Consider the following 24,130-nt stretch of genomic DNA (forward strand, 5'->3'; position numbering starts at 1 on the left):
GTGTGGGTCAGTGCCGGGGGCGGGTCGCGGCGTTCGCCAGCAGGACCGCGATCCAGGGCAGCACGCCGGTGAGCACGACGGCCACGACGCCGGCGACCGGCGTCCAGAGGTAGAGCGGGTAGGACGCCGCGAACCCGATGAGGTGGACGACCATCAGGATGACGTAGGTGCGGCGGCGGTGCGCCTGCTCCTCGTCGAGGGACGGTGCGGCGTCGGTGATGACCGGTGGTCTGGTGGACATGAAGACCTCCCGGGAAGCCTGTCGAGGGGACTCTCCGACAGTAGAACGCGGGGGCGCCGACGTGCCGTCCCGCGCTGCCGAGATGCCGATCATATGGCCTGTGATCAGCGCAAACGCGAAATCGGCCACGGCCGTTCGGCCCTATCCGGTCCGCTGCAGCCGGGCTTACGCTGACCCGGTTCGGAGGCCCCGGACATGCTGCGAGATGTGATGGCGACGTACCAGTTCCGCTGCCCGGAGTGCGACCCGCGGGTCGCCGCACCTCCGGCCCGGACGGCGCGATATCGCGCCGCCCGTGGCGGGCGGGGGGCGCGTCGGCAGCCCGCGCGCATCCGCACGAACCAGGGACTCGACAGGCACCGGCTGCGCGAGGACGCAGTCTGGGACGTCCCCGAGGTGCCCGCTGCAATCGCACCGGGCATCCGTCGCCGCCCCAGCTCCGCGCTCCGCTCCACCGCGCTGCCGCCGGCCTGATGAGCGACCGGCGCCACGTCGCCGGGTCATGGCGCAGCGAGGAGGACAGAGATGGCCATTGTCGGTCTGCTGTACGTCGGAGCGGTGCTGTTCATCAACGGGCTGCTGCTCGTCGGGGCCGTAGACCCCAGAGCGGCCGCGCCGATGAACCTCTTCGTGGGTGCGCTGCAGGTCGTCACACCGACGTACCTGATCTTCACGTCGGGCGGCGACCCGGCGGTGATCCTCGCAGCGTCGGGCCTGTACCTCTTCGGCTTCACGTACCTCTACGTCGGCATCGGGCTTCTGGCGGGGCTCGATACGACCGGAGTCGGGTGGTTCTCGTTGTTCGTCGCCATCACGGCGCTGGGCTACTCGGTCGCGAACTTCCAGCTACTGGGTGATCCCGCGTTCGGCGTCATCTGGCTCTACTGGGCATTCCTGTGGGCGCTGTTCTTCGTGGTACTCGGCCTGAAGCGCGACTCGCTCACCAACTACACCGGCTGGGTGACGATCATCCAGTCCTGGGTGACGGCAGCGATCCCGGCGATGCTGCTGCTCACCGGCCTGTGGCGCAACCCGACCGCGATCGCGATCGGGCTCGCCATCGGCGGCGCCGTCGTGTTCGGCGGGCTGTACCTGCTCGACCGCCGTCGCGCCCGCCGTGCGCCTGCACCGACCCCTGCACCGTCCGTTCCAGCGGCGACGGGGTGACCGACCAGATCCGGAAGGAGATCCACCATGCCCGAAGTGGTTTTCACGGTCGACCAGTCCAAGTCGATGCGCGACCAGGCAGTCCCGGGGCACAACCGGTGGCATCCGGATGTGCCTGCGGCGGTCACGGTCCGGCCGGGACAGCAGTTCCGGGTCGAGTGCAGGGAGTGGACCGACGCCCAGATCGGCAACAACGACTCAGCGAACGACGTGCGCGACGTCGACCTGACCCACGCGCACATGCTGAGCGGTCCGATCGCCGTCGAGGGTGCCGAGCCGGGTGACCTGCTCGTCGTCGACATCCTCGACCTGGGAGCGGTGCAGGCTCCCCAGGAGTTCGGTGACGCCCCTGGCCAGGGCTGGGGCTACACCGGCATCTTCGCCAAGGCGAACGGCGGTGGGTTCCTGACCGACTACTTCCCCGACGCCTACAAGGCGATCTGGGACTTCTCCGGCCAGGTGGCGACGTCCCGGCACCTCCCGGGCATCCGGTACACGGGGATCACGCATCCCGGGCTGTTCGGCACGGCGCCGTCCGCCGAGCTGCTGGATCGCTGGAACCGGCGTGAGCGGGCCTTGATCGGGACGAATCCGGACCGCGTACCGCCGCTGGCCCTCCCACCGCTGGAGGAGAACACACTGGGCGGAACGGCGACCGGCGATGTGGCCGGAGGGATCGCCCGGGACGGGGCCCGGACGGTGCCCGCCCGGGAGAACGGTGGCAACCACGACATCAAGAACTTCACCCGGGGTTCTCGGGTCTTCTACCCGGTGCACGTGCCCGGCGCGCTGCTCTCCGGCGGAGACCTGCACTTCAGTCAGGGCGACGGCGAGATCACCTTCTGCGGCGCGATCGAGATGGGTGGTTTCATCGACTTCCACGTCGACCTGATCAAGGGTGGGATGGAGACCTACGGGGTCACGACGAACCCGGTGTTCATGCCGGGCAACGTCGAGCCCCGGTACTCGGAGTTCATGACCTTCATCGGGGTGTCGGTCGACCGCGAGAGCGACGAGAACTACTACCTCGACGCGACCGTCGCCTACCGGCGGGCATGCCTCAACGCCGTCGAGTACCTGAAGAAGTTCGGGTACTCGGGCGAGCAGGCGTACCTGCTGCTGGGTTCGGCGCCGATCGAGGGCCGCGTCAGCGGCATCGTCGACATCCCGAACGCGTGTTGTTCGCTGTACCTGCCGACCGCGATCTTCGACTTCGACATCAAGCCGTCGGCGCAGGGACCGGTGAGGCAGGACAGGGGTCAGTGCGCAGTGACCTCCTGAATACCGCCGATCAGTGGGTGGCCCGCGCGCCGTCTCGGTGCGCGGGCCATTCCGCGGCACGGACCCGTCGTCCCACGTAGCCTTGACGTACGGGTTCGTCCCTGGAGGCCCTCGATGACCGACGACACGCCGGACCTGCCCCCGGTCCACCCGAAGCACCTGGCGCGTGAACGCTTCGGGAAGGGCGCCTTGCACGCCGCGCACGACATCACGGAGGCGCTCGCCGAAGCGGGCGTCGACGACGACGGCGTAGTGGTGCTGCGTACCGACGGGCCACGCCACAGCTTCGCCCAGCTCGAGGCACTCATCGACGAGGCTCTCGCCGAGGAGGCGGAGCACGGGGAGGAGCCGAAGGCCCCGTAGGTCCGGGTCGGGTGGCGCTCTAGCCTGTCGGATGACGTTCGACACCGGCCGCGGCGCGCAGCCCGTCGGATCGGCGGGGCGAGACGATGCTGGGAGAACGTGGAAGAACTGGTCGCCGGCATCATCCTGGCGTTGGTGCTCCTGGCGGCGATCCGGCGGCCGTTCGGGTGGAACGAGGCCGCGGTCGGTGTCCCGGCTGCAGCGCTCGTCATGGGGATCGGCCTGGTGCCGGTGGAGGCCGCGCTGGCCACCGCTCGGCAGCTGCTCCCGACCGTGCTGTTCCTGGCCGCGATCCTGGCCTTCGGCCACCTCTGCGCCTCGGCGGGGGTGTTCGACCATCTCGGCGCACTCGCCGGACGGGCATCGGCCGGGCGCCCGGCCCGGCTCCTCCTCCTGACCGTCGGGCTCGCCGCGGTCACCACCGCCGTGCTGACGCTGGACGCCACGGTGGTACTGCTGACCCCGGTCGTCTGGCGCACGGCCCAGCGGGTCGGCGCCCCGCGACGTCCGCACCTCTACGCCTGCCTGCATCTGGCGAACGCCGGGTCGTTGCTGCTACCGGTGTCGAACCTGACGAACCTCCTGGCGTTCGCCGCGTCCGGGCTGTCCTTCGGCCGGTTCGCCGCCCTCATGACGCTGCCGTGGCTCGTCACCTGCCTGCTCGAGTGGGCGGCCCTGCGCGCGTTCTTCCGCCGTGACCTGCGGGAACCGGACCGCGACGAAGCCGTGGCCGCCGTGCCGCACGATCCGGCCCCCCGCTACGCCCTCACCGTTCTCGTGCTCACCGTGGTCGGTATCGGCGTCGCATCCGCACTCGGCGTCTCGCCGGCGGTCGCCGCGGCCGGCGGGGTGCTCCTGCTGGCCGTCCCGCGCCTCGTACGCCGTGAGCTCACGCCGCGCGCGCTCGTGCTGTCGGCCAACCCGGGCTTCTGCGTCTTCGTCATCGCCCTGGGTGTGGTCGTCGACGCCGTGACGCGCCACGGGCTCGGCTCTGCGCTGGAGAACGCCTTGCCCGACGGTGAGGGCCTGGTGGTGCTGCTGGTGCTCGCGTTCGTCGCCGCACTGCTGGCGAACGTCGTGAACAACCTCCCGGCCACGCTGCTGATGCTGCCCGTCGTGGCGGGCCATCCCATCGCGGTGCTGGCAGTCCTCCTCGGGGTGAACATCGGACCGAATCTGACCTACGCCGGATCGCTCGCGACCCTGCTGTGGCGCCGGTTGCTGCCGTATGCCGATCGGCCGCGGGCCGGGCAGTTCCATGCGCTCGGCGCGCTCACCGTGCCCCCGGTGCTGGCGGCGGCAACGGTCGCGCTGTGGGCGTCGGCATTGCTGCTGCTGTAGCGCGTGGGCCGCGCGCTTCTGGTTGCACACCGTAAATGGGTGGATCCGCCGGGAAACCGCCGATCTGCCCCGTTCAGGGGCTCGACGGCGGCCCTGTCGCAGGTACCGTGACAATTTCCACAATGCGGTTGACCGGCTGATAGGAGCCGACAATGACCACCTACGAACCCCAGGCGGCGGCTTTGCGTGGCGTGTGGTGGCTCGTGCTGATCCGCGGGATCCTGGCCATCCTCTTCGGTCTGTTCGCGCTCTTCTCGCCAGGAACGGCGCTGCTCGTGCTGGTGTTCGTCTTCGGCGCGTATGCGATCATCGACGGCATCACCGCGCTCGTTGCCGGTCTTCGACACCGCAAGGACGAATCGCACTGGGGCTGGCAGGTCTTCCAGGGTGTCATATCGGTGATCGCCGGTATCATCGCTTTCGTCTGGCCGGGCGTCACGGTGCTGGCGATCCTTTTCGTGATCGCTTTCTGGAGCATTATCAGTGGCGTCGGGCAGATCGTCGAGTCGTTCACGATGCGCAAGCGCGGATTGTCGTCGTGGGGGTGGACGCTCGCCGGCGGGATCGTGAGCGTGCTCTTCGGCATCGTCCTGCTGGTGTGGCCCGGCGCGGGGCTGATCACGCTCCTGTGGCTGGTCGGCGTGTTCGCCCTCGTCTTCGGCGTGATCTTCGTGGTGTGGGCCCTGCGGCTGCGGAAGTTGCCCGCAGCCGGTGACCGAGCGGGCTCGCAGCAGCCGACACCGACGGAATGAGCTCGGGCAGTGGCCCGCCGCCCGTGGCGACCGGCGGCGGGCCGTTGCGCGCGTCTACAGGTTCGGCTTGACGTCCTGGTCGTAGATCCCGGACAGGGTCTTCTTGAGTGCGTTCATCTCCGTCTGGACGTCGGCCTGCTGCGTGAGGATGTTGGCGCAGGACTTGCCCATCTCCTGGTCGGCGCCGGGGAAGAACACCCGGGCCCGGTCCTGCACGCGGGTGACGGCCAGCTGGTCGATCGCCACCTTGCTCTGCGGGGTCTTCGCCACGAGGCTCGACACGTCCGCCGACTTGCGCACCGGCATGTAGCCGGTGGCGCCGGCGAAGCTCACGGTGTTCTCCGGCGAGGTCAGGAACTTCACGAACGTCGCCGCGGCGAGCTGGTTCTCCTTCGGGATCGCCTTCGGGATGCCGACGCCTGCGCCGCCCGTGGGGCACACCGGCGTGCTGGCGACCGGCCCGCCGGGCAGCGGACCCGCTCCCACCTCGAACTTCGAGGCCGTGAGGATGCCGACGAGGCTGCCCGTCGAGCTCACCGTGGCGCTGACGGCGCCGGCCGAGAGGTCGTTGGCCGAGTCCGTGCTGGCCACACCGGCCCAGCCGTTCTTGTAGACAGAGTCCTGGAGGAACTGCAGGGCGGCGACGGACTGCTGCGAGTCGCAGGTGATGTCCCAGTCGTTGCTCCAGGCGCCGCCCCAGCCCCAGAGGTTGTTCTGGAAGGACCAGCCCGCGTAGCCGGCGAGAGCCGGGTGCTGGAAGGCGTGCTGGACGCCGGTGCCGGCGGACTGCAGCCGCGGTGCCCATTCGGCGAACTCGGCCCACGTGGTCGGGGCGCGGTCGGGGAGCCCGGCGGCGGCCCAGTGCGCCTTGTTGTAGTAGAAGAGTGGGGTCGAGCGTGCCCACGGGATCGCCCACTGGCCACCGTTGTACTGGTAGTCGGCCAGCAGCTGGTCGCGGTAGTCGCCGGTCTCGATGCCGACGGTCTTGATCAGCGAGTCGAGCGGGATGATCGAGCCCAGCATGTAGTAGCGGAACCACCACACGTCCGAGAGCACGACGAGGTCGGGCAGGCTGCCGCCGGTCTGAGCGGTCTGGAACTTCTGCGCGATCTCCTCGTAGTCCTTGCCCGCGGTCACGAGGTTGACCTTGATGTCGGACTGCGACGCGTGGAAGGCGTCGATGATCTGCTGAGACACCGCCTGCGAGCTGCCGGGGTTGTTCGACCACCAGGTGATCTGGGAGGCGGGCTTCACACCGGTGTAGTCGATGTCCGCCGGGGCCGTCGCCGGGGCCGAGCCGGACGTCGTGGCGGGGCCGCCGCACGCGGCGAGGGCCGCCGTGGCGCCGACCGCCGAGGCGAGCCGCAGGAAGCCGCGCCGGTCGAGAACCGGGGAGTGGGCGTGGCGAGCTGACATGAAAGGTCCTTCTGATGGATGGGGGGAGGGGTCGGAGGGGCTCGCCGCTGCGGGGTAGCGGCTGCGTCAGTGCGAGCTCAGTGCAGGTGTTTCGCTTCGCAAGCTCCGCTCAGTGCCGGTGTTTCGCTTCGCAAGCTCCGCTCAGTGCCGGTGTTTCGCTTCGCAAGCTCCGCTCAGTCCTTCACGGCGCCCTGCGTGAGGCCCTCGATGACGTAGCGCTGGAGCGAGGCGAACACGATGAGGACCGGCACGATGACGGCGACGGAGCCCGCCATGAGGACCCCGTACTTCGCCACGCTGGACTCGCTGTTGGACAGCAGGGTGAGGCCGACAGGCAGGGTCATCATCGAGGGATCGGAGACGATGACCAGCGGCCACAGGTAGTCGTTCCACTCGAAGACGATGCTCACCAGCGCGACGGTCACGATGCTGGGCGCGGAGATCGGCATGACGATCCGGGTGAGCCTGCGCCAGTGCCCGGCTCCGTCGATCTCCGCCGCCTCCAGGATGGACGCCGGCAGCGTCATGAAGTGCTGGCGGAGCAGGAAGGTGCCGAAACCGGTGCCCAGGCCCGGCAGGATGATCCCCCAGTAGGTGTCCGTGCCGCCCATGCCGCTGATGAGGATGTAGTTCGGCAGGAGCGACACCTGCGGCGGCACCATGAGCGTCACGAGGATCAGGCCGAAGATCAGCTTCTTGGCCGGAAACCGGACGAACACCAGTGCGTAGGCCGTGAAGACGGCCAGCAGCACCTTGATCCCGGCACCGACCACGGTGACGATCGCCGAGTTCAGGAACAGGCGCGCGAAGGGGACCTCGCGGGCGGCCTCGGCGTAGTTGGTGGGCGCGAGGCTGCTGGGCAGGATCGTGGAGAGGTCACGCGTGAGCAGCTCGGTCGGCGTCTTGAACGACGAGAGCACCATCCACACGAGCGGCAGCGCGACGACCACGACGGCCAGCACGAGCGGCAGGTAGGAGCCTGCGGCGGCGGCCACGAGGTTGCGCGGTGCGAGCGGATGTGTGCGGGCGACGGCCGGTTGCGCCGTTGTGACGGTCATCGGTAGTGCACCCGCCGCTCGAGGACCAGCATCTGGATCGCGGTGAACAGCACCAGCAGGGCGAACAGCACCGTCGACACGGTGGCGGAGTAACCCGCGCGGTTGTACCCACCGAAGGCCTGCAGGTAGGCGTCGTAGATGAGGGTGGTCGTGCCCCGGCCGAGCGGGGTCATGATCCGGATGATGTCGAAGGCCTGAAGCGAGTTGAGCACGCTCGTGACCAGCAGGAAGAACGTGGTCGGGGAGAGCAGCGGCAGGGTGATCGACCAGAACGTCCGCAGCCGGCCCGCCCCGTCGATGGAGGAGGCCTCCATCAGGTCGCGCGGGATGGCCTGGAGCCCGGCCAGGTAGATCACCGCCGCGTAGCCCATGTTCTTCCAGACATAGACGATGATGACCATCACGAGGCTCAGCGACGGGTCGTTGAACCACTGGGGGCTGTCGAGGCCCACGGCACGCAGCACCGCGGCGAACACGCCGAGCGTCGGGTCGAACATGAACACCCAGATCAGCCCCACGCCCACGCCGGAGAGCACGAACGGCGAGAACACCGCGGCCCTGGCGAAGCCGACGCCACGGACCTTGCGGTTGAGGGCCAGAGCGATCAACAGGCCCAGCACCATCGATCCGCCGACCGTGGCCACCGTGAAGATCGCGGTCACCCGCGCGATCTCGCCGGTGTCGGGCGAGGTGAAGAACCGCGCGTAGTTGTCGAACCCGACCGGCACAGCCGTCGCCGCGCCGAGCGTCCAGTTGAGCGTGGAGTAGTAGATGTTGGAGAGCAGGGGCCGGTAGGTGAAAGCGACGATCAGAAGGATGTTCGGTGCGGCGAAGGCGAGGAACACGAGGAAGTCGTGCCGCTCGCGGGCTCCGAAACGACGTCGCGGCGCCGGTGCCGGCCGGGGTACGGTCGCCCGCGGTGCAGCCACCGGTACGGACGTTATGGATGCCATTCGCGCACTCCGCAGCCTCTCTTCAGAGCGGTGCCGCGGAGGCCCGCGGCTGCGGAGACCTTGGCAATCGGACATGAGCGGATGGTGATCCGCAGTCGGCCGCTTCACCAACAGCAGACCACCGGTCGGCGCAGGTTGACGGCTCTTCTGACCCCTGGGTGGCATGGCCGAGCCCGGCGATCGTGAGGAAACGGTCTGCCTCACCACCTCGGCGGACGCGAACGGCCGACTCCCAGGCAAAAGAGAGCAACTCCCGCTGTTTTCTCCATGCCCGGCATCGCACGGGGATACGGGGGACTCGCAAGCGGGAAAGCGCGACTCGCGAGTGGTGGGCTACTCGCGCCTGGAGCGGGGCGGGCGGATGATCGGCTGGGTCGCCGCCGAGATCGACGAGGAGACGTCGCCGCGCGCGTCGGGTGCGGGTGGTTCCCCGACCCCGGGTGAGGGCGGCATCCCGTAGGCCGGGAGCCCACCGGTCACGATCGGGATCGGGCTGGTGGCGACGTCGGCCATGGCGGGATCGAGTACGGGCGCGGGACCCGACGGCCCGCCGGAGGAGCGCCGCGGCCTGAGCCAGCGAGTGATGAGGATGACCGCGGCAACGGCCGACTGACCGACGAGCAGGGCGACACCGACACCGGTGAGGCCCATGATGGGCATCAGGATCCAGGAGAGCGGGATCACGAAGACCGCGATCATCGCCGGCACGCCGAACTGGATGATCCGGCGCTGCCGGACGCGCGCGGCGTTCACGGTCGCGAGGGACACGACGTTCGGTATCGCGGAGAGCGCGCTGAGCGTCAGCAGCATGGTGCCGGTCTCGGCGTAGTGCTCGCCGAAGATCGAGAGGATCAGCCCCGCGCCCGGCACGATGATGATCACCGAAGGCACGATCAGGGTGAGCGCCTTGCGCACCATGCCGCGGTAGGCGGCCTCCAGCCCCTCAGGGTCGGCCGACACGTGCGCCAGCAGCGACTGGCCCATCCCGTTCGAGACCAGGTAGAGCGCGAAGGCGATCGCCCAGGCCACGCCGAACGTGGCGGCGGCGTCCGCGCCGAGGCGGGCCAGGACGAGCAGTGGCAGACCGAAGTTGACCGACAGCGAGAAGAGCGTGCCTGCCCAGTCCGCGGACACGAACCCGACGATGGTGCGCGCCTGGAAGGCCTCGGCGTTGTCCGCGGTGGCGGCGCCGTGGGCCGGGAGGGCGCGCCACAGCCAGACGCTGACCACCACCACGAGCACCGCGGTGGACACCGCCCAGGAGACGGAGATCGCGGTGAACATCGCGAGAACCGCGCCCACCGGCAGCAGGACGATCTTCATGACCGCGAAGACGAGGTTCTTCACCGGCACGAGCGTGGCCCGCTTGATCGCCGTGAGCGCGTAGTCCTGCATGACCCATATCGACCACACGGGGGTGGCCAGCACGAAGAACGCGAACAGCGGGCCGCGTCCGACGGTGTCGAGCAGTTCGGGTGCCCACAGTTCCGAGCCGAGCGCGAACACGGCGCCCGTGAGGCAGGCTGCCGCGATGCTGACCGCGTAGCACTTGACCACCAACGACCGGGCCGAGTTGCCCACCGTGGGCACGAAACGCAGGAGCGCGTTGCCCAGGTTGAGCTGAGCCGCGCTGCCGAGCAGCGTGAGCGTCGAGGTCATCGTCGAGTTCACGCCGACGGTCTCGGGGTCGAACAATCGGGCAGCGACGACCCAGTACAGCAGACCGATCCCCGAAGTCACCGCGGAGCTGAGTACGAGGGCCAATCCGTCACGGTGCTGCGGGGCCTTCCAGCTCGCCAAGGCATTTCTCATTTGGCGGCGCTCCTCATGGGAGGGCACAGTAAGGCAGGCGGTGAGGCGTGCACTGATCGCCCCAAGCCCCGGTCGGCCATAACGTCCCCTATGTCCTTGTCGTGCCGATCAGGCTGTTACGGACTCCGCTTCGGCGGGGTCTGCCACCGTGTCCGGGCCGCCGACGGCGACGCGGGTGGGTGCGGTGGCGGGGTCCTCCGCCGCGAGCGGGGTGTTACCGAGGATCATGTCGGCCGCCTTCTCCGCCAGCATCAGCACCGGGCCGTAGGTGTTGGCGTTGGTGAGCGAAGGCATGATCGCGGCGTCGACGACGCGCAGACCGTCGAGGCCACGTACCCGCAGCGTGGCGGGATCCACCACGGCGCCCTCGTCGGTGCCCATCCGGGCGCTGCACGCGAGGTGCAGCCCCACACGAGCGGTGCGGGCGACCCAGTCGATCACCTCGTCATCGGAGCGGACCTCGGGTCCGGGGAGGCTCTCACCGCCGTTCAGCCGTTCCATCGCCGGCTGTGCCAGCAGCTCCCGTCCGATGCGGACGGCGTCCACCCAGCGCTGCCGGTCCTCCGGCCCTGTCAGGAAGTTCAGCTGGATCGCGGGGTGCTGCGACGGGTCCGGCGAGGTGATCCGCACCGAGCCGCGGGCTGATGACCGCATGACGCCGACGTGCATCTGGTACCCGTGCTGGCCGATCGGGATCGACCGCTCGGAGCTGTGCATCGCCAGCGGCGCGAGCAGGAACATCAGATCGGGGTGACTCTGGTCGGGGGTGCTGCGGACGAACCCGCCCGCCTGCATCGGATTGCGGCTCCCCGGACCGCTGCCGAGCAGCAGCGCTTCGGCGACGATGCCCGGCCAGTTGACCTTGCGGCGGACGGCGGCCATGGACACCGGTTCCCGGCACAGGTGCTGCAGGTGGACCGCGAGGTGATCCTGCAGGGTCTCGCCCACACCGGGCAGGTCGTGGACCACGGGGACGCCGAGCCGGGACAGCTGGTCGGCGCGGCCGATGCCGGACACCTGCAGCAGCTGGGGCGTACCGATCGCGCCCGCGCACAGGATGATCTCGCGGGCGGTCACCACGCTCTCGGCGCCGTTGCCCTGCCGGTACCGCACCCCGACAGCGCGACCGCCGTCGACGTGGATGCGCGTGACCATCACCCGCGAGCGCACCTCGAGGTTGCGCCGCCGCCGCGCCGGATGCAGGTAGGCCCGTGCGGCGGACTCCCGTCTGCCCCCGCGTACACCCTGGTCCAGTGGTGCGAAACCCTCCTGGTCCGCACCGTTGAGGTCGGGCAGCACCGCATGGCCCGCCTGCTCGGCGGCGGCGAGGAACGCCGCGAAGATCGGGCCATCGGCAGGCCCGCGGGAGAGCGTGTGCGGGCCGCCGTGGCCCCGGTAGGCGTCGTCCTTGTCGCCGAGGCAGTTCTCCAGCCGCCGGAAATAGGGCAGACAGTGCGCGTAATCCCATTCGGGGGTGCCGCACTCGGTGGCCCACCGGTCGAAATCCACCCGGTTGCCGCGCTGGTAGATCATCCCGTTGATCGAGCTCGAGCCGCCGAGGCCCTTGCCCCGGGGATGGTGCAGGCGCCGCGACTGCAGCCCCGGTTCGGGCTCGGACTCGTAGAGCCAGTCGTGGTGCTCGTCCCCGACGGGCATCCCCATCGCGATCGGCAGCTGGATCGGCAGGTCCCACCAGTAGTCGGGCCGCCCGGCTTCCAGCACGAGAACTCGGATTCGGGGGTCGGCGGTGAGGCGGTTCGCCAGCACGCAGCCGGCCGTGCCGCCGCCGACGATCACGAAGTCGAACGGTCTCTGCGCCATGGAGGGTTCGCCCTTCGGGTGTCTGCAGCAAGGGGTGGGGAGCGGCGCCGGTGAGGAGTATGAGCTGAATGGATCTCCGGCATTGCTCCGATCGGCGGAATCCTAGCCGCCGGGGCGCCGCGGTCGTCTCAGGGCGTGCCGACGCTTCCCCTGGTCGGGTGAGGCCTTGCACGAATCACCACGGAATCGCGCGCTGAACCGCTCCCGCGATCCCCACCGGCCGGTTGATCCTGGCTGCGCCATGGTCCGCGCCGTCGCGACCTGCATCGGCCGGACCCGGCGACGACGAACGTCCAGGGAGGCAGCGCGATGGGGTCGATGACCGGCAGGGCGGGAGTGGTGACGGGGGCGGCGAGCGGGATCGGGCGCGCCACCGCGATCCGGGCGGCGCAGGAGGGCGCGCGGGTGCTCGTCGCGGACCTGGAGTCGGCGCGGGTGGGAGGCGAGGAGACCGTCAAGATCATCCGGGATGCGGGTGGCGAGGCGGATTTCCAGGCTTGTGACGTGTCCCGGGCCGCCGACCACGAGGCGCTCGTCGCAGGTGTCCTCGACCGGTTCGGGTCACTCGACTTCGCCCACAACAACGCGGGGATCCCCGGCGGTGGGCGGCTCCTGGCCGACGTCGAGGACGAGGACTTCGATCGCGTCATCGCGGTGAATCTGCGCGGGGTGTTCCTCGGGATGAAGCACCAGATCCGCCAGATGCTGCGCGGGGGAGGGGGCTCGATCGTGAACACCGCCTCCAACGCCGGACTGCGCGGCGTGAAGCGGCTCGGGCCCTACACCGCCGCGAAGCACGGCCTGGTCGGTCTCACCAAGAACGCCGCGGTCGAGTACGCCGAGGACCACATCCGCGTCAACGCGGTTGCTCCGGGCACGATCATGACGGGTTTCGCGCGCGGGGCGACGCCCGAGCGCCTGGCGCAGATCATGAAGCCGCAGGCGATGCAGCGCATCGGCGAGGCCGAGGAGGTCGCGGCGGCCGTGGTCTGGCTGCTGTCCGACGACGCGTCGTTCGTGACGGGTGTGACGCTCCCCGTCGACGCCGGTTCGGTAGCGGGCTGGTGAGCGGGAACGGTCCTGCGGCGCGGCTCTAGTCGTCGTCCGAGTCGTCGTCGGAGTCATCGTCCCAATCGCGGTCGCGGTCGCGGTCGCGATTGCGGTCGGTGATGGCGGCACGGTCGAACTCGCTCTGCCGCATGATCGAGACGCTCCCGAACGCGCCGTCGGCCTCGACCGCCACCTCGCGGAGGTTGGGGCCGGTACGGCAGGCCTCGTTGCAGTTGGTGCTGCCGAAGACGACCGTGCCGGACGGCCGCACGCTGACATCGTCCGGCACGATGACGCGGAGGCTGCCGAACATCATGCCGACCTCGACCCGCTGCTGGCCGCTGCCGACGTTCACCGTCTTGCTGCCGAAGACCGAAGCGCCGTCGTCGGCGGAGAGAACCTGGATGCCGACGAAGATGCCGCTGCCGATCAACGCCGCGGTGACCAGACCGCCGACGGCCCGGCCGAGCATCCCGGAGTCGGGTGCTGCCGGGGCGGCGGGCGCAGCCGTCTCGAGAGCGACGGTCGGCTCGGACGGGGGCGGCTCGGGCAGGTCCACGGTGAGTGCGTCCAGGTCGCTGCGGGTGCGTGCGGCCCAGCAGAGCGCGGCGCGCTCGTCGTACTCGGCGAGCGTCAGCATCCCGTCGGCCAGCGCCTCCTGGAGGCGGGCATCCACCTCGCGCCGCTCGCGGTCGCCGATGCGCATCTCGGGCGGGGGCGGTGGTTCCACCAGGCCATCCTGACGGGTCAGGCCCCCACGTGGCGAGGATGGTCCCTCATGCGCGGATCGTCATCCGGGTGACCAGGTCGTCCTGGACCCGGAACGAGAAGTGGCTCGGACCGTTGAACCCGTCGCCGCCGACCTGCGCGGTCACCGTCACGACTCCGTCATCGTCGACGATTTCGGTCGGGGTGAGCGAGACCCGCACCCCGATGAACTCGGCGTCGCTCCACGAGCGGATCCGCGACCGGCCCCGGAACTCCCGTCCCCAGTCGTCCACCACGCCGTCGGGGGTGAAGCCGTTCAGGAAACCCTCGATGTCACCGCTGTTGGCGGCATCGAGCAGCGTGCGGACGGGGGCGGGAAGGGTGGTGCTCACGTCTGCTCCGATCGACGGGCGATGTCGTACGGGTTCCATGATGGTCGGGCGCACCCGCTGCCGCTTCGGCCCTTCCCTGGATGGGGCCGAACGGCGGTCAGGGTGCCGACAGCTTCCGCAACCAGGCTGCGAGCTCGTCCGTCGTGCTCGACCCCGGGTGGTCGCTGCGCCGCACGAGGCCTGCCTGCACCGTGGTCGGTCGGCCCTCCACGTCCAGCAGCGCGAATTCGGCGCATACCGCCTCGCGTGCATGGTCGGGGATGAACGTGGCCATCACGCCGAGCCCGGCGGCCGCGGCGAGGAAGCGGGTCTGCATGCCGTCGACCTCGATCACGGAGTGGTCGCCGGTGAGCCCGAACTCGCGGAGCACCTCACGGTAGAAGCTCTCCTCGACGCCGATGAACGGCGCCGTGATCAAACCGGCTTCGGCGATGTCGCACACCGTGATGCACGGCCGGCCGGCCAGTGGGTGGTCGCGGGATGCGACGAAGGACAGCCGCAGGTCGTGGAGGAACTCGAACTCCGCATCGGTCGGCAGGTGCCAGCGCATGACGTAGGCGAGATCGAGCTGGCCGTCCACCACGGCCTGTGCCTCCCGGGGGCTGTGCCCGAACCGCACGGACAGCTGCGTGCCCTCGTGCCTTCGGCTGAACGGCCCGATCACGTCCTCGAAGAAGTACCGCTGCTCGAACGCCATGCTCACGCCCAGCCGGACGCGACCGCGTCGCCCGTTCCTGAGATCTCCCAGCGAGTCCTGCAGGCGGTGCTGCTCCGTCAGCATCACCAGCGCGGCCCGGTAGACCTCCCGCCCTGCGGCGGTGAGGTGGATTCCGCGGTCCCGGTACTGCAGGAGCTCGGCGCCGCAGGCGCGCTCCAGCTCACTGACGTGACGGGAGACCGAGGGCTGGGCCAGGTTGAGCCGGCGGGCGGCGGCGGAGTAGCCGTTGCGGTCCACGACGGTGACGAAGACCTGCAGACGGAACAGATCCAGGTTCACGATCCGTTCTCCTTCCCCGCCGGGCGCCCCCCACCGGCTCCATCTCTACCTGTCAGACCAGGACGACGCTCGCGTAGGCGGAGTCCTTCCCGGGTGCGACCTCCAGGAGGCCGTGCTCGTGCATCCACTGCTGCGTGACGTCGTACATCTCCCGCGTGTACTGCTCGAACACGATGCGCTCGCCCGACCCGAACCGGCGGACGTCGACGAGTGCCGCGATGTCCTCGGGCATCTCGCGGGTCCAGTACTGGAGGTACCGCTGGGGATGCAGGTCGATGGCCACCTGTGCCTTCTGCAGGGCCCGGAAGTACTTCTTCGTGTCGTCCAGGTCGGCGTCGGCGGCGATGAGGAAGCCGATCGCGAAGGTGGCGTCGGCGAGCTTGCGGTAGCCGAGCTGCTCGGCCACGTAACACTGTGCGCCGAACAGGCTCGCGGCCTGCGCCTCTCCGCGCAGGAGCCGGCGCAGCCGGTCGTTCGGCAGGCCCATGAACGACAGCGAGATCTGCTCGACGGGGATGAACGGCTCGAGCGCCTGAATCGTGGAGTAGTGGCTGCCGGAGTGGTAGCCCACCGCCACGTCCACACCGGCGAGGTCCTCGGGGCGCTGCAGGTCGGAGTCCGGCGCGACGAAGACGCCCGAGGGCGTGATCGAGTAGGCGTGGCCCCACATCTTGCCCACACCGGTGCCGGCCACCGCGTTCACGGCCCAGTGGCACGCCGCCGACACGTCACAGGCGCGCTCGTTCGACATGTCCTCGAATGCGCCCTTGCGGATCTCGACCGGGACGCTGTCGGCGGAGCGCACCGCCGAGGTGGCGTACGCGCCGCTGGACAGACCGTCGGTCTGGAACTCGTACTCCAGGCCCTCTTCCGCGAAGTAGCCGTGCTCCTGCGCGACCCACTCCTGCAGCCGGGTATGGGGCTGAATCCTGAATGTGCCCATCGTGTCCGCTTCCCCTCGATGCGTCGATCGGTTTCTCCTGATCGACGCTAAGGTCGCACCGGTCTGCCGACAATGCGCTGCGGTCGATAGCGTTATCGCTCCTTTCTATAGTGCCTGCCGCAGAGCAGAGCTGGTGGGACGGTCAGCTGACCGCCGCGCCGACCAGCAGGCCCAGGCCGTAGGTCGTGGCCGCCGCGCCCATCCCGATCGCGAGTTGGCGCAACGCCCGCCGGAACGGGGGACCACCGGACAACACGCCCACGGTGGCGCCGGTGAGCATCAGCGCGAGCCCGACGAGGACCCCCGCGACGATCACCGCCGATGCGCCGCCCAGCCCGAACAGGAACGGGATGACCGGCACCGCGGCTCCCGACGCGAAGAAACAGAAGCTCGACAGCGCCGCGCTCAGGCCGGTGCCGACCACGTCGTGGCCGCCGCCGTCCGTCCCGTCCGGCTCTCCCAGCGACCGCGGGTCACCGCTGCGCAGCACGGCGGCAGCGCGACGGTCGGCCTCTGCGGCCGGCACCCCGCGCGCGCGGTAGACGAGCGCGAGCTCGTTGGCGTTCACGTCGAGCTCACGCAGGAGGGCGGGCGCGTCGCGGACGTCGGGGGAGGAGGCGGCGAGCAGTTCGCGCTGCGACCGCACGGACACGTACTCCCCTGCGCCCATCGACAGGGCCCCGGCCAGGAGTCCGGCCACACCCGTGAGCACGACTGTGCTGGGGGAGGCCCCACCGCCGATGACACCGAGCACGAGAGCGAAGTTGCTGACCAGCCCGTCGTTCGCGCCGAAGACAGCGGCCCGGAAGGTGCCCGAGACACGTGCGCGGCCGCGGGCGGCGAGACCGCGGACGACCTCCTCGTGGACCCGCTCGTCGGCGGCCATGGCGGCCGTGGCGTCGGCGTCGGACCGGTAGGGCGACCGCGTCTCGGCGCGCTGCGCGAGTGCCAGCACGAACACCGAGCCGAACCGCCGGGCCAGGAACGCGAGCAGGCGCATCCGGGCGGCCCCACGGCGGATCCGCCCGGCCTCGTCGCCCAGCAGCCGCATCCAGTGCGCGGCGTGCCGCTCCTCGGCCTCGGCGAGCCCGAGCAGGATCTGCCGCTCCTCCCCGGTGCGCCGGGTGGCGAGGTCGCGGTAGACCTTCGCCTCCTCACGCTCGTCCGCCAGCCGACGGCGCCAGCGGCGCACGGCCGACGGTGCGGGCGCTCTGGTGGCCGGATCCGGTCCATCCGGCCCACGGTTCTCCGAGCCTCGGGACGATGGGGTAGCCACAGAACCATTCTCCCTGACCAGACGGGGTGCGGCGGGGTGGCGGAGCGACGCTGCGGGCGGGTGTCACCGTCCGGTGCCCACCGACGGTGACGGTCCGGACGTCCCAGAACGACCGTCCGTTTCGTGGTCGCCGGGCCGCGGCGCGGCATGGATCACATCACGCGCCGGAGTACGGCCGTGGTCGCGGGCGCGTCGGCATGGTTACATCCCTTCATGACCTCGGCCGGCGGAATGTCTGGCGCGCCCCACGATCCTTTCCGGATGGGTCGCCGAGGGGATCAGTTCGATCATTCCAACCACTGATTCCCGCCGTCTGCCGCGTGGTTTCCGGGCAGGCGAACCGCCACCGTTTCCCGCCGAGGACGCCCGATGACAGTAAGCCCCGGCCCGGAAACCGACCTGCGCGCGGCCTCCGGGAGGAACGCGCTGGTGACCTGGCTGGGCTCACAGCCGCGGGTGGCAGAAAGATGGAGGGCCGACGTGCTGGCCCGGCGCGCGTGAGGAGCACGCCGGGCGGGGTGTCAGCAGTCTGGTCCTGTGCCACTCGGCAATCGCTGGAGTCATCGGCGGCGCCGACGAGGCAGGACAGAGCGCTACGGGGGAGATCGGCATGATCAGAGGGTGGCTGACCGGTCGCCGGGGCCACATCCACGTCCGGCGGTGGGTGCCCTGTGTCCAGCCGACGGCTGTGCTGATGCTGCTGCACGGTCTCGGTGAGCACAGCGGCCAGTACGCCCCGCTCGCCGAGGCCGCGGCCGAGGCGGGCATCGAGACCTGGGCCCTCGACCACGCCGGGCACGGCTTCAGCGACGGCGAGCGCGTGCTCGTCGAGCGCATCGACGATCTCGTGGCCGACGCCGAGACACTCCTCGGACGCATCACGGGCGCCCGGCCCCGGGTACCGGTGGTGGTGGCCGGGCATTCGCTCGGGGCAGCGGTTGCCACGCTGCTGGTCGGGGAGATCCGCACCGGGGCGGTCCGCCCGGGGATCGGGGCCGCGGCCCGGCCCACCGACCCCGCCGCCGACATCGCAGGTCTGGTCCTCGCCGGTTCCTCGCTGCTCGACGGAGCGTGGGGACTCGCCGCGCAGGTGGCGTCCGACCGGCACCCGGTGCAGCCGCGGACGGACGCGTCAGGGCCGGTGTGCATCCCCGAGCAGGCCCGACGGCGTCGGGAGGACCCACGGGCGTGCGAGGGTGGGCTGCGGCCCCGGACACTCGCGGCGCTCGCCGCGGCCGCCGCGCGCACCCGCGCGCTGGTCACCGACGGGGCACTCGACCACGTGCCGGTGCTGCTGCTGCGCGGTGCGGAGGATGACATCGCGCCCGCATCGGATGCCGTCGCCGTTGCCGGGCTGCTGCCGCGGGCGCGGGTCGTCGTGTACCCGCACGATCGGCACGACGTCCGGCACGAGCTAGACCGCGCCGACGTCCACGCCGAGCTGCTGCGGTTCGTCGCCACCGTCACGTCCGTCCCGACCCGGTAAGGAGAGACCCCGATGCGGGTCAGACGACTCGTTCCCGTGCTGCTCGTTGCGGCGGTGCTCGCGGCGGGCTGCAGTGGCGAGGCGCCCGGTGATGGCGGCGGCGCGGCCGCCGACACCACCCTCGACGTGCGGCTCGTGCTGGAACCGACCAGCCTGGACATCACCACCGTCGCGGGCGCGGCCCTTCCCCAGCTGCTGCTGGACAACGTCTACCAAGGGCTGCTGACCCGGGACGGCCACGGCGTGATCGCACCGCTGCTCGCCGAGCGGTTCGACACCTCGGCCGACGGGCTGACCTACACGTTCCGGCTGCGCGACGGCCTGACCTTCGCCGACGGCTCTCCGCTCACCTCCGCCGACGTCGTGTGGTCCTACCGGAAGGTGATCGCGCCGGGCTCGAAGAACCCCAACAGAGCGGACTTCGCGGCGGTCAGCGACATCAGCGCACCCGATGCGGAAACGGTCGTGATCACACTCCGGCAACGGGACGCCAACTTCACCTACGGGCTCACCAATCGGGCCGGGGTGGTGCTGAAGCAGGGCACCGACCCCGCGACGCTCGCCGACACGACGAACGGGAGCGGACCGTTCGTGGTCCGATCCTGGCAGCGCGGGTCGTCGATCACGCTGGCGCGCAACGAGCACTACTGGGGCGAACCGGCGCAGCTAGCCACGGTGGTGCTGCACTACATCCCCGACACGGCCACGGCCAACAACGCAGAGCTCACCGGCGTGACCGACGTACTGACGGGGCCGGAGCCGACCTCGCTGGCGCCGTTCCAGAACAACCCGGACTTCACGGTGGCCCAGGGCGTCACGAGCGACAAGTTCGTGCTGGGCATCAACAACAGCCGCGGCCCGCTCGCCGACGCCCGGGTACGGCACGCGATCCGGCGAGCGATCGACAAGGACGGGCTGATCCGCGTGGCTCAGGCCGGTAAGGGTCACCGGATCGGGAGCGATGTGGCACCGACCGATCCGTGGTTCGACGCCGGCCTCACAGCGATCGACCCGTACGACCCTGCTGCGGCGCGGGCGCTGCTCGCCCAGGCAGGCTTCGCGGACGGGCTCGACCTGAACCTCGTGATGCCGAACATCTACAACCCCGTGATCGGCGAGTACGTGGTCTCGCAGCTCGGCCAGGTGGGGATCCGGGTGCGCTACGAGCGCGTGGAGTTCCCGACCTGGCTCGACCGCGTCTACACCAGGGGGGACTACGACCTGTCGATCGTCGACCATGCCGAAGCGCGCGACATCGCGACGTACGCCAACCCGGCCTACTACTGGCACTACTCCGATGTGCAGGTGCAGGAGTGGGCCGCCCAGGCGGCCATGGCCCCGAGCGACGGCGAGCGCGACGAGCTGTATCGGAAGGTTGCACGGAAGATCTCGGAGGACGCCGCGAGCGACTGGCTCTTCAGCTCGAGCGGCCTCGTCGTGCTCCGGAAGGGCGTCAACGGGTTCCCCACCAGGGAGACGAACTCGCGGCTCGACCTTGCGCGCGTGTCGGCGACGCCCGCGCAGTAGCGAGACAGCCGTGGCGGTGTTCCTGGTGCGTCGCACGGCGCTGTTCGTCGCGTACCCGCGGCGATTGCTCGCCGGCGCGCCGCAGCTGCCCGAGCCGGAGCAGGTATGAACATCAGCGTGCCGTTCACCGCGCCCGTTCCCGGGCCCCGCAACGCGATCACGGACGTCCCCGGTGTCCGGGTCGGCCACGTCACACGCATCGGAGACGGGTTCCTCACCGGCACCACCGTCGTGCTGCTGCCCCCGTCCGGGGCCGCGGCGGCCGTCGAGGTGATCGGTGGCGGTCCGGCGACCCGCGATACCGCCGCGCTGGACCTCCGGTCGGGCGGCGCCGTCGCCCATGCCGTGGTGCTCACGGGCGGGAGCGCGTACGGGCTGGCGGCGGCGGGCGGAACGCTGGACTGGCTCGCGGCCCACTCCCGTGGGGCACGAGTGAGCGCTGCGCCGGACGTCCTGGTCCCGCTGGTCCCGGCGGCGGCGCTGTACGACCTCGGCCGCGGAGGGTTGTTCACCGCTCGACCGGACGCCGTGTTCGGCCGCGAGGCCACGCAGGCCGCGGCGGACTCGCCGCCGTTCGCCCCGGTGGAGCAGGGGTGCGTGGGGGCCGGCACCGGAGCCGTCACCGCCGAGATGAAGGGCGGGATCGGCACGGCCAGCAGCGTGCTCGCGGGCGGCACGGTCGTCGGGGCTCTCGCGGCCGTCAACGCGCACGGTTCCACCCTCGACCAGGCCACCGGGCTGCCGCTCGCCCTCGACGCCGGGGCCGACGGCGAGTTCGCGATCGCCCGGCCTTCCGCCGCCGAGCACGCGGCGGCGAAGCGCCGGCTCGCCGAGCCCGCCCGGGGACGCACCGGCCTCGACCTTCCCAACACGGTGATCGGCGTGGTCGCCACTGATGCCCCGCTCGCCCTCGCTGCTCTGCGCCGGGTGGCGCTCGCCGGACAGCGCGGGATGGCCCGTGCCGTGTCCCCGGCCCACGGGATGACCGACGGCGACACGGTGTTCGCGCTCTCGGTGCCCGGCTCCGCAGACACCACGGCCGACCCGCTGCACGCTGTGCTGGCCGCGGCCGAGGCGGCGTTCGCCCGCGCGATGGTGCACGCCGTGTTGCATGCGGAGTCGGTGGTGACCCCGTTCGGCCACATCGCCTCCTACCGCGAGCTCTACCCGCACGCGACGGTGGGGCCGGCCTGACCGCGTCCACGTAGTGGACGAGAGGCCTCCGCAACGCGGCAGTCGGCCACGGCGGTATGAAGGGGACCGTGACCCGGCGTCCCGCCGGGACCGCGACCGATCGAGGGAGAAGTGCTCCGTGCGCTATGACGCCGTGCTCGCCGAAACGGTGGGCATCCAGGGTGCCGGCAACGACGAGATCGAGGCCTACGCGGCCCGTCCCATGGACGGCGCGAGCCGTGGTGGCGTGCTGGTGATCCACCACATGCCCGGTTACGACCGCGAGAGCAAGGAGATCGTGCGGCGGTTCGCCGTCATGGGCTACAACGCCATCTGCCCGAACCTCTACAGCCGTGAGGCCCCCGGCGCGGATCCCGACGACGCTGCGGCCGCCGCGCGCGCCAGCGGCGGCGTGCCCGACGCCCGGTTCGTGGGCGACGCCGCGGGCGCCGTGCGCTGGTTGCGCGCCCTGCCGAACTCCAACGGCAAGGTCGGCACCATCGGCTACTGCTCCGGGGGGCGCCAGGCGTTCCTCACCGCGCTGGAGCTGGACATCCAGGGCGCCGTCGACTGCTACGGGGCGTTCGTCGTGGGCACGCCGCCGGAGGGGTTCCCGCTGCAGGTGGCGCCGCTCGCCGACCGGGTGGCCGAGGTGCGCGCCCCGGTGCTCGGGCTGTTCGGCAACGAGGACTCCTACCCGTCGCCCGACCAGGTCGACGAGCTGGAGAAGCTGATGCAGACGAACGGGAAGGAGTACGAGTTCCACCGCTACGACGACGCCGGGCACGCCTTCTTCTCCGTCGACCGGCCGGCCTACCGCCCGGCGGCGGCGGCCGACGGGTGGCAGCGGGTGGAGGCCTTCTTCGCCAAGCACCTGTCCGGGAAGGACTGAACCCGACATGTGCACGTACAGCACCGAGAAGATCGACGTCGCGGCCAGCAGCGGGAAGGGACCGGACGGCTGGTTCCCGCTGCGGACGGCGACGGTCTACTACGACCACCCCGTGCACGCGCCGGACGCGCACACCGTGAACATCGACTTCCTCAACCCGGAGCGGGGCCCGGCGGCGCGGGTGGCCGTGGAGCTGAGCCTCGACTCGGCCCGCGCTCTGCTCGAAGCGCTGCAGGTCACCGTGGAGCGCGCCAAGCACCACTGACCGCGGTCCACGCGCTCGGTGCGGTCCTCGCAGAACCGCTGGGCTCTGCGAGGGCCGCACGCGGCGCGTGCTCAGCCGCCCAGCGTGAGGATGCCGCGGATGTTCTTGCCGTCCAGCAGGTCGCGGTAGCCGTCGTTGATCTGGTCGAGGGAGTAGCGCTGGGTGATCAGCTCGTCGAGCCGCAGGTCGCCCGCCCGGTAGAGGCCGAGCAGCCGCGGGATGTCGTAGAGCGGGTTACACCCTCCGAACAGGGCGCCCTGCACCTGCCGCTGGTAGGCCACGATCAGGGCGTCGTAGGCGACGATCTGGTGCTCGCCGTAGCGTCCCATCGCCGTGACGGTGACCCGTCCGCCCTTGCCGATCACGCCGATGGCGTGGCCGACGACCTTCTCGTCGTTCACCCCGACCGTGATGATGGCGTGGTCGGCGTACTGGCCCCGGGTCGCGCTCTTGACGAACTCCCGGGCGTACTGCGGGTCGGTGAAGGTGTGGGTGGCGCCCACCTCGCGCGCCTTCTCCAGCTTGAACTCGACCGGGTCGACCACGACGACGTGCTCGGCCCCGGCGTGGGCGGCGCCCTGCACCGCGTTGATGCCCACTCCGCCGCAGCCGAAGATCACCACGGTCTGTCCGGCCTGCACCCCGGCGGCGTAGACAGCGCTTCCCCAGCCGGTGGGGACGCCGCAGCTCACGAGAGCAGCGACGTCGAACGGGATGTCGTCGTCGAGCTTCACGCAGGAGAACTCGCTGACCACCACGCGCTCGGAGAAGGCGCCGACCGCGCACATCCCGCCGACGTCACGACCGTCGGGGCTGTGGAACCGGAAGGTGTCGTCCTGCAGCATGCCGCTCACGGCGTTGCGGCCGGCGTCGCACAGGTTCTGCCGGCCGGTCGAGCAGTAGCGGCACGTGCCGCAGACGGGGATGAACGAGCACACGACGCGGTCGCCCACCCCGACACGGCGCACCCCGGCGCCGACCTGCTCCACCACGCCGGCGGCCTCGTGCCCGCCGACCATCGGGTAGCGGACGGGCATGTCGCCGGTGCGGACATGGTCGTCGGAGTGGCACAGGCCTGCCGCCTCGATGCGGATCAGCACCTCGCCGTCCTTCGGGTCGTCGAGGTCGAGTTCGACGACGTCCCACTGCTGGCCGGCCTCCCACATGACGGCGGCGCGCGTGGTGGTGGGCATGGGCAACTCCAGTAATGCGGTCG

At 70.6% G+C, this 24,130-nt stretch carries 24 protein-coding genes; 12 read left to right on the forward strand and 12 right to left on the reverse strand.

The window, feature by feature from the left end; all coding sequences use genetic code 11:
* Window positions 1-7: 7 nt before the first annotated feature.
* Entirely contained in the window at window positions 8-241 is a 234-nt protein-coding gene (locus ACQPZQ_RS22410) for a DUF3099 domain-containing protein (protein WP_241035454.1), read from the reverse strand.
* Between the two features lie 195 nt (window positions 242-436).
* Between ACQPZQ_RS22410 and ACQPZQ_RS22415 the strand changes: the two genes are divergently transcribed.
* The 6 genes from ACQPZQ_RS22415 to ACQPZQ_RS22440 all read left to right on the forward strand — a co-directional run bounded on the left by ACQPZQ_RS22415 (window position 437) and on the right by ACQPZQ_RS22440 (window position 5,145).
* Window positions 437-715 (forward strand): hypothetical protein, encoded by a 279-nt coding sequence (locus ACQPZQ_RS22415; protein ID WP_433298945.1) that lies wholly within the window; start codon window positions 437-439, stop codon window positions 713-715.
* Between the two features lie 51 nt (window positions 716-766).
* Window positions 767-1,408, forward strand: a complete 642-nt coding sequence (locus tag ACQPZQ_RS22420; RefSeq protein ID WP_241035456.1) for an AmiS/UreI family transporter — start codon at window positions 767-769, stop codon at window positions 1,406-1,408.
* A 27-nt stretch (window positions 1,409-1,435) separates the two neighbouring features.
* Window positions 1,436-2,689, forward strand: coding sequence for a formamidase (fmdA, locus tag ACQPZQ_RS22425; RefSeq protein ID WP_433298947.1), 1,254 nt, complete (start codon window positions 1,436-1,438; stop codon window positions 2,687-2,689).
* A 114-nt stretch (window positions 2,690-2,803) separates the two neighbouring features.
* Window positions 2,804-3,052, forward strand: coding sequence for a hypothetical protein (locus tag ACQPZQ_RS22430; RefSeq protein ID WP_433283675.1), 249 nt, complete (start codon window positions 2,804-2,806; stop codon window positions 3,050-3,052).
* Window positions 3,053-3,151: 99 nt separating this feature from the next.
* Window positions 3,152-4,393: an SLC13 family permease gene (locus ACQPZQ_RS22435; RefSeq protein WP_433283676.1), complete on the forward strand. Its 1,242-nt coding sequence runs from the start codon at window positions 3,152-3,154 to the stop codon at window positions 4,391-4,393.
* A gap of 152 nt (window positions 4,394-4,545) precedes the next feature.
* Window positions 4,546-5,145: an HdeD family acid-resistance protein gene (locus ACQPZQ_RS22440; protein ID WP_433283678.1), complete on the forward strand. Its 600-nt coding sequence runs from the start codon at window positions 4,546-4,548 to the stop codon at window positions 5,143-5,145.
* A gap of 54 nt (window positions 5,146-5,199) precedes the next feature.
* Here ACQPZQ_RS22440 and ACQPZQ_RS22445 read toward each other — a convergent pair whose 3' ends face one another.
* The 5 genes from ACQPZQ_RS22445 to ACQPZQ_RS22465 form a co-directional block, all read right to left on the reverse strand.
* Complete coding sequence (locus ACQPZQ_RS22445) at window positions 5,200-6,561, reverse strand: ABC transporter substrate-binding protein (RefSeq protein WP_433283680.1); 1,362 nt, start codon at window positions 6,559-6,561, stop codon at window positions 5,200-5,202.
* Between the two features lie 173 nt (window positions 6,562-6,734).
* Window positions 6,735-7,619 (reverse strand): carbohydrate ABC transporter permease, encoded by an 885-nt coding sequence (locus ACQPZQ_RS22450; protein WP_433283682.1) that lies wholly within the window; start codon window positions 7,617-7,619, stop codon window positions 6,735-6,737.
* Window positions 7,616-8,548, reverse strand: a complete 933-nt coding sequence (locus tag ACQPZQ_RS22455; protein WP_433283684.1) for a carbohydrate ABC transporter permease — start codon at window positions 8,546-8,548, stop codon at window positions 7,616-7,618. The genes ACQPZQ_RS22450 and ACQPZQ_RS22455 overlap by 4 nt, the downstream gene beginning before the upstream one ends.
* Window positions 8,549-8,905: 357 nt before the next feature.
* Window positions 8,906-10,384, reverse strand: a complete 1,479-nt coding sequence (locus ACQPZQ_RS22460; protein WP_433283686.1) for a lipopolysaccharide biosynthesis protein — start codon at window positions 10,382-10,384, stop codon at window positions 8,906-8,908.
* 108 nt (window positions 10,385-10,492) lie between these two features.
* Window positions 10,493-12,205: a choline dehydrogenase gene (locus ACQPZQ_RS22465; protein ID WP_433283687.1), complete on the reverse strand. Its 1,713-nt coding sequence runs from the start codon at window positions 12,203-12,205 to the stop codon at window positions 10,493-10,495.
* 309 nt (window positions 12,206-12,514) lie between these two features.
* On the opposite strand from ACQPZQ_RS22465, the gene ACQPZQ_RS22470 reads away from it, so the two are divergent.
* Window positions 12,515-13,273: a glucose 1-dehydrogenase gene (locus ACQPZQ_RS22470; RefSeq protein WP_344724797.1), complete on the forward strand. Its 759-nt coding sequence runs from the start codon at window positions 12,515-12,517 to the stop codon at window positions 13,271-13,273.
* A 25-nt stretch (window positions 13,274-13,298) separates the two neighbouring features.
* Here the strand turns inward: ACQPZQ_RS22470 and ACQPZQ_RS22475 are convergent, their stop codons facing one another.
* From ACQPZQ_RS22475 to ACQPZQ_RS22495, 5 genes are all read right to left on the reverse strand, one after another.
* Window positions 13,299-13,985: a DUF1707 SHOCT-like domain-containing protein gene (locus ACQPZQ_RS22475; protein WP_433283689.1), complete on the reverse strand. Its 687-nt coding sequence runs from the start codon at window positions 13,983-13,985 to the stop codon at window positions 13,299-13,301.
* Between the two features lie 46 nt (window positions 13,986-14,031).
* Complete coding sequence (locus ACQPZQ_RS22480) at window positions 14,032-14,355, reverse strand: nuclear transport factor 2 family protein (RefSeq protein ID WP_433283691.1); 324 nt, start codon at window positions 14,353-14,355, stop codon at window positions 14,032-14,034.
* A gap of 97 nt (window positions 14,356-14,452) precedes the next feature.
* The gene (locus tag ACQPZQ_RS22485) at window positions 14,453-15,352 is read right to left on the reverse strand and encodes a LysR family transcriptional regulator (protein ID WP_433283693.1); all 900 of its coding nucleotides are present in this window, start codon (window positions 15,350-15,352) and stop codon (window positions 14,453-14,455) included.
* Window positions 15,353-15,404: 52 nt separating this feature from the next.
* Window positions 15,405-16,295 (reverse strand): ABC transporter substrate-binding protein, encoded by an 891-nt coding sequence (locus ACQPZQ_RS22490; protein WP_433283695.1) that lies wholly within the window; start codon window positions 16,293-16,295, stop codon window positions 15,405-15,407.
* 142 nt (window positions 16,296-16,437) lie between these two features.
* Window positions 16,438-17,571 carry a VIT1/CCC1 transporter family protein gene (locus ACQPZQ_RS22495; protein ID WP_433283697.1) on the reverse strand — a complete coding sequence of 378 codons (1,134 nt, stop codon included), beginning with the start codon at window positions 17,569-17,571 and terminating at the stop codon, window positions 16,438-16,440.
* 610 nt (window positions 17,572-18,181) lie between these two features.
* On the opposite strand from ACQPZQ_RS22495, the gene ACQPZQ_RS22500 reads away from it, so the two are divergent.
* The 5 genes from ACQPZQ_RS22500 to ACQPZQ_RS22520 all read left to right on the forward strand — a co-directional run bounded on the left by ACQPZQ_RS22500 (window position 18,182) and on the right by ACQPZQ_RS22520 (window position 22,914).
* Window positions 18,182-19,057 carry an alpha/beta fold hydrolase gene (locus tag ACQPZQ_RS22500; protein ID WP_433283698.1) on the forward strand — a complete coding sequence of 292 codons (876 nt, stop codon included), beginning with the start codon at window positions 18,182-18,184 and terminating at the stop codon, window positions 19,055-19,057.
* Window positions 19,058-19,069: 12 nt separating this feature from the next.
* A complete protein-coding gene (locus ACQPZQ_RS22505) occupies window positions 19,070-20,584 on the forward strand; it encodes an ABC transporter substrate-binding protein (protein WP_433283700.1) in 1,515 nt (504 codons plus the stop codon).
* Window positions 20,585-20,689: 105 nt separating this feature from the next.
* Window positions 20,690-21,778, forward strand: a complete 1,089-nt coding sequence (locus ACQPZQ_RS22510) for a P1 family peptidase (RefSeq protein ID WP_433283702.1) — start codon at window positions 20,690-20,692, stop codon at window positions 21,776-21,778.
* 118 nt (window positions 21,779-21,896) lie between these two features.
* The gene (locus ACQPZQ_RS22515) at window positions 21,897-22,649 is read left to right on the forward strand and encodes a dienelactone hydrolase family protein (RefSeq protein WP_433283704.1); all 753 of its coding nucleotides are present in this window, start codon (window positions 21,897-21,899) and stop codon (window positions 22,647-22,649) included.
* A gap of 7 nt (window positions 22,650-22,656) precedes the next feature.
* On the forward strand, window positions 22,657-22,914 hold the full coding sequence (locus tag ACQPZQ_RS22520) for a DUF6295 family protein (RefSeq protein ID WP_241035476.1): 258 nt from the start codon (window positions 22,657-22,659) through the stop codon (window positions 22,912-22,914).
* A gap of 71 nt (window positions 22,915-22,985) precedes the next feature.
* Here ACQPZQ_RS22520 and ACQPZQ_RS22525 read toward each other — a convergent pair whose 3' ends face one another.
* A complete protein-coding gene (locus ACQPZQ_RS22525) occupies window positions 22,986-24,107 on the reverse strand; it encodes an NDMA-dependent alcohol dehydrogenase (RefSeq protein ID WP_433283706.1) in 1,122 nt (373 codons plus the stop codon).
* Window positions 24,108-24,130 lie beyond the last annotated feature (23 nt).

This window comes from Pseudonocardia sp. CA-142604 (genome assembly GCF_050948475.1).
Lineage (GTDB): Bacteria > Actinomycetota > Actinomycetes > Mycobacteriales > Pseudonocardiaceae > Pseudonocardia > Pseudonocardia alaniniphila.

Bases quoted from the DNA above. Each gene is read 5' to 3' on its own strand.
- ACQPZQ_RS22410 (WP_241035454.1), bottom strand. From the start codon at position 241: ATGTCCACCAGACCACCGGTCATCACCGACGCCGCACCGTCCCTCGAC.
- ACQPZQ_RS22415 (WP_433298945.1), top strand. From the start codon at position 437: ATGCTGCGAGATGTGATGGCGACGTACCAGTTCCGCTGCCCGGAGTGC.
- ACQPZQ_RS22420 (WP_241035456.1), top strand. From the start codon at position 767: ATGGCCATTGTCGGTCTGCTGTACGTCGGAGCGGTGCTGTTCATCAAC.
- fmdA (WP_433298947.1), top strand. From the start codon at position 1,436: ATGCCCGAAGTGGTTTTCACGGTCGACCAGTCCAAGTCGATGCGCGAC.
- ACQPZQ_RS22430 (WP_433283675.1), top strand. From the start codon at position 2,804: ATGACCGACGACACGCCGGACCTGCCCCCGGTCCACCCGAAGCACCTG.
- ACQPZQ_RS22440 (WP_433283678.1), top strand. From the start codon at position 4,546: ATGACCACCTACGAACCCCAGGCGGCGGCTTTGCGTGGCGTGTGGTGG.
- ACQPZQ_RS22445 (WP_433283680.1), bottom strand. From the start codon at position 6,561: ATGTCAGCTCGCCACGCCCACTCCCCGGTTCTCGACCGGCGCGGCTTC.
- ACQPZQ_RS22450 (WP_433283682.1), bottom strand. From the start codon at position 7,619: ATGACCGTCACAACGGCGCAACCGGCCGTCGCCCGCACACATCCGCTC.
- ACQPZQ_RS22460 (WP_433283686.1), bottom strand. From the start codon at position 10,384: ATGAGAAATGCCTTGGCGAGCTGGAAGGCCCCGCAGCACCGTGACGGA.
- ACQPZQ_RS22465 (WP_433283687.1), bottom strand. From the start codon at position 12,205: ATGGCGCAGAGACCGTTCGACTTCGTGATCGTCGGCGGCGGCACGGCC.
- ACQPZQ_RS22470 (WP_344724797.1), top strand. From the start codon at position 12,515: ATGGGGTCGATGACCGGCAGGGCGGGAGTGGTGACGGGGGCGGCGAGC.
- ACQPZQ_RS22490 (WP_433283695.1), bottom strand. From the start codon at position 16,295: ATGGGCACATTCAGGATTCAGCCCCATACCCGGCTGCAGGAGTGGGTC.
- ACQPZQ_RS22500 (WP_433283698.1), top strand. From the start codon at position 18,182: ATGATCAGAGGGTGGCTGACCGGTCGCCGGGGCCACATCCACGTCCGG.
- ACQPZQ_RS22505 (WP_433283700.1), top strand. From the start codon at position 19,070: ATGCGGGTCAGACGACTCGTTCCCGTGCTGCTCGTTGCGGCGGTGCTC.
- ACQPZQ_RS22510 (WP_433283702.1), top strand. From the start codon at position 20,690: ATGAACATCAGCGTGCCGTTCACCGCGCCCGTTCCCGGGCCCCGCAAC.
- ACQPZQ_RS22520 (WP_241035476.1), top strand. From the start codon at position 22,657: ATGTGCACGTACAGCACCGAGAAGATCGACGTCGCGGCCAGCAGCGGG.
- ACQPZQ_RS22525 (WP_433283706.1), bottom strand. From the start codon at position 24,107: ATGCCCACCACCACGCGCGCCGCCGTCATGTGGGAGGCCGGCCAGCAG.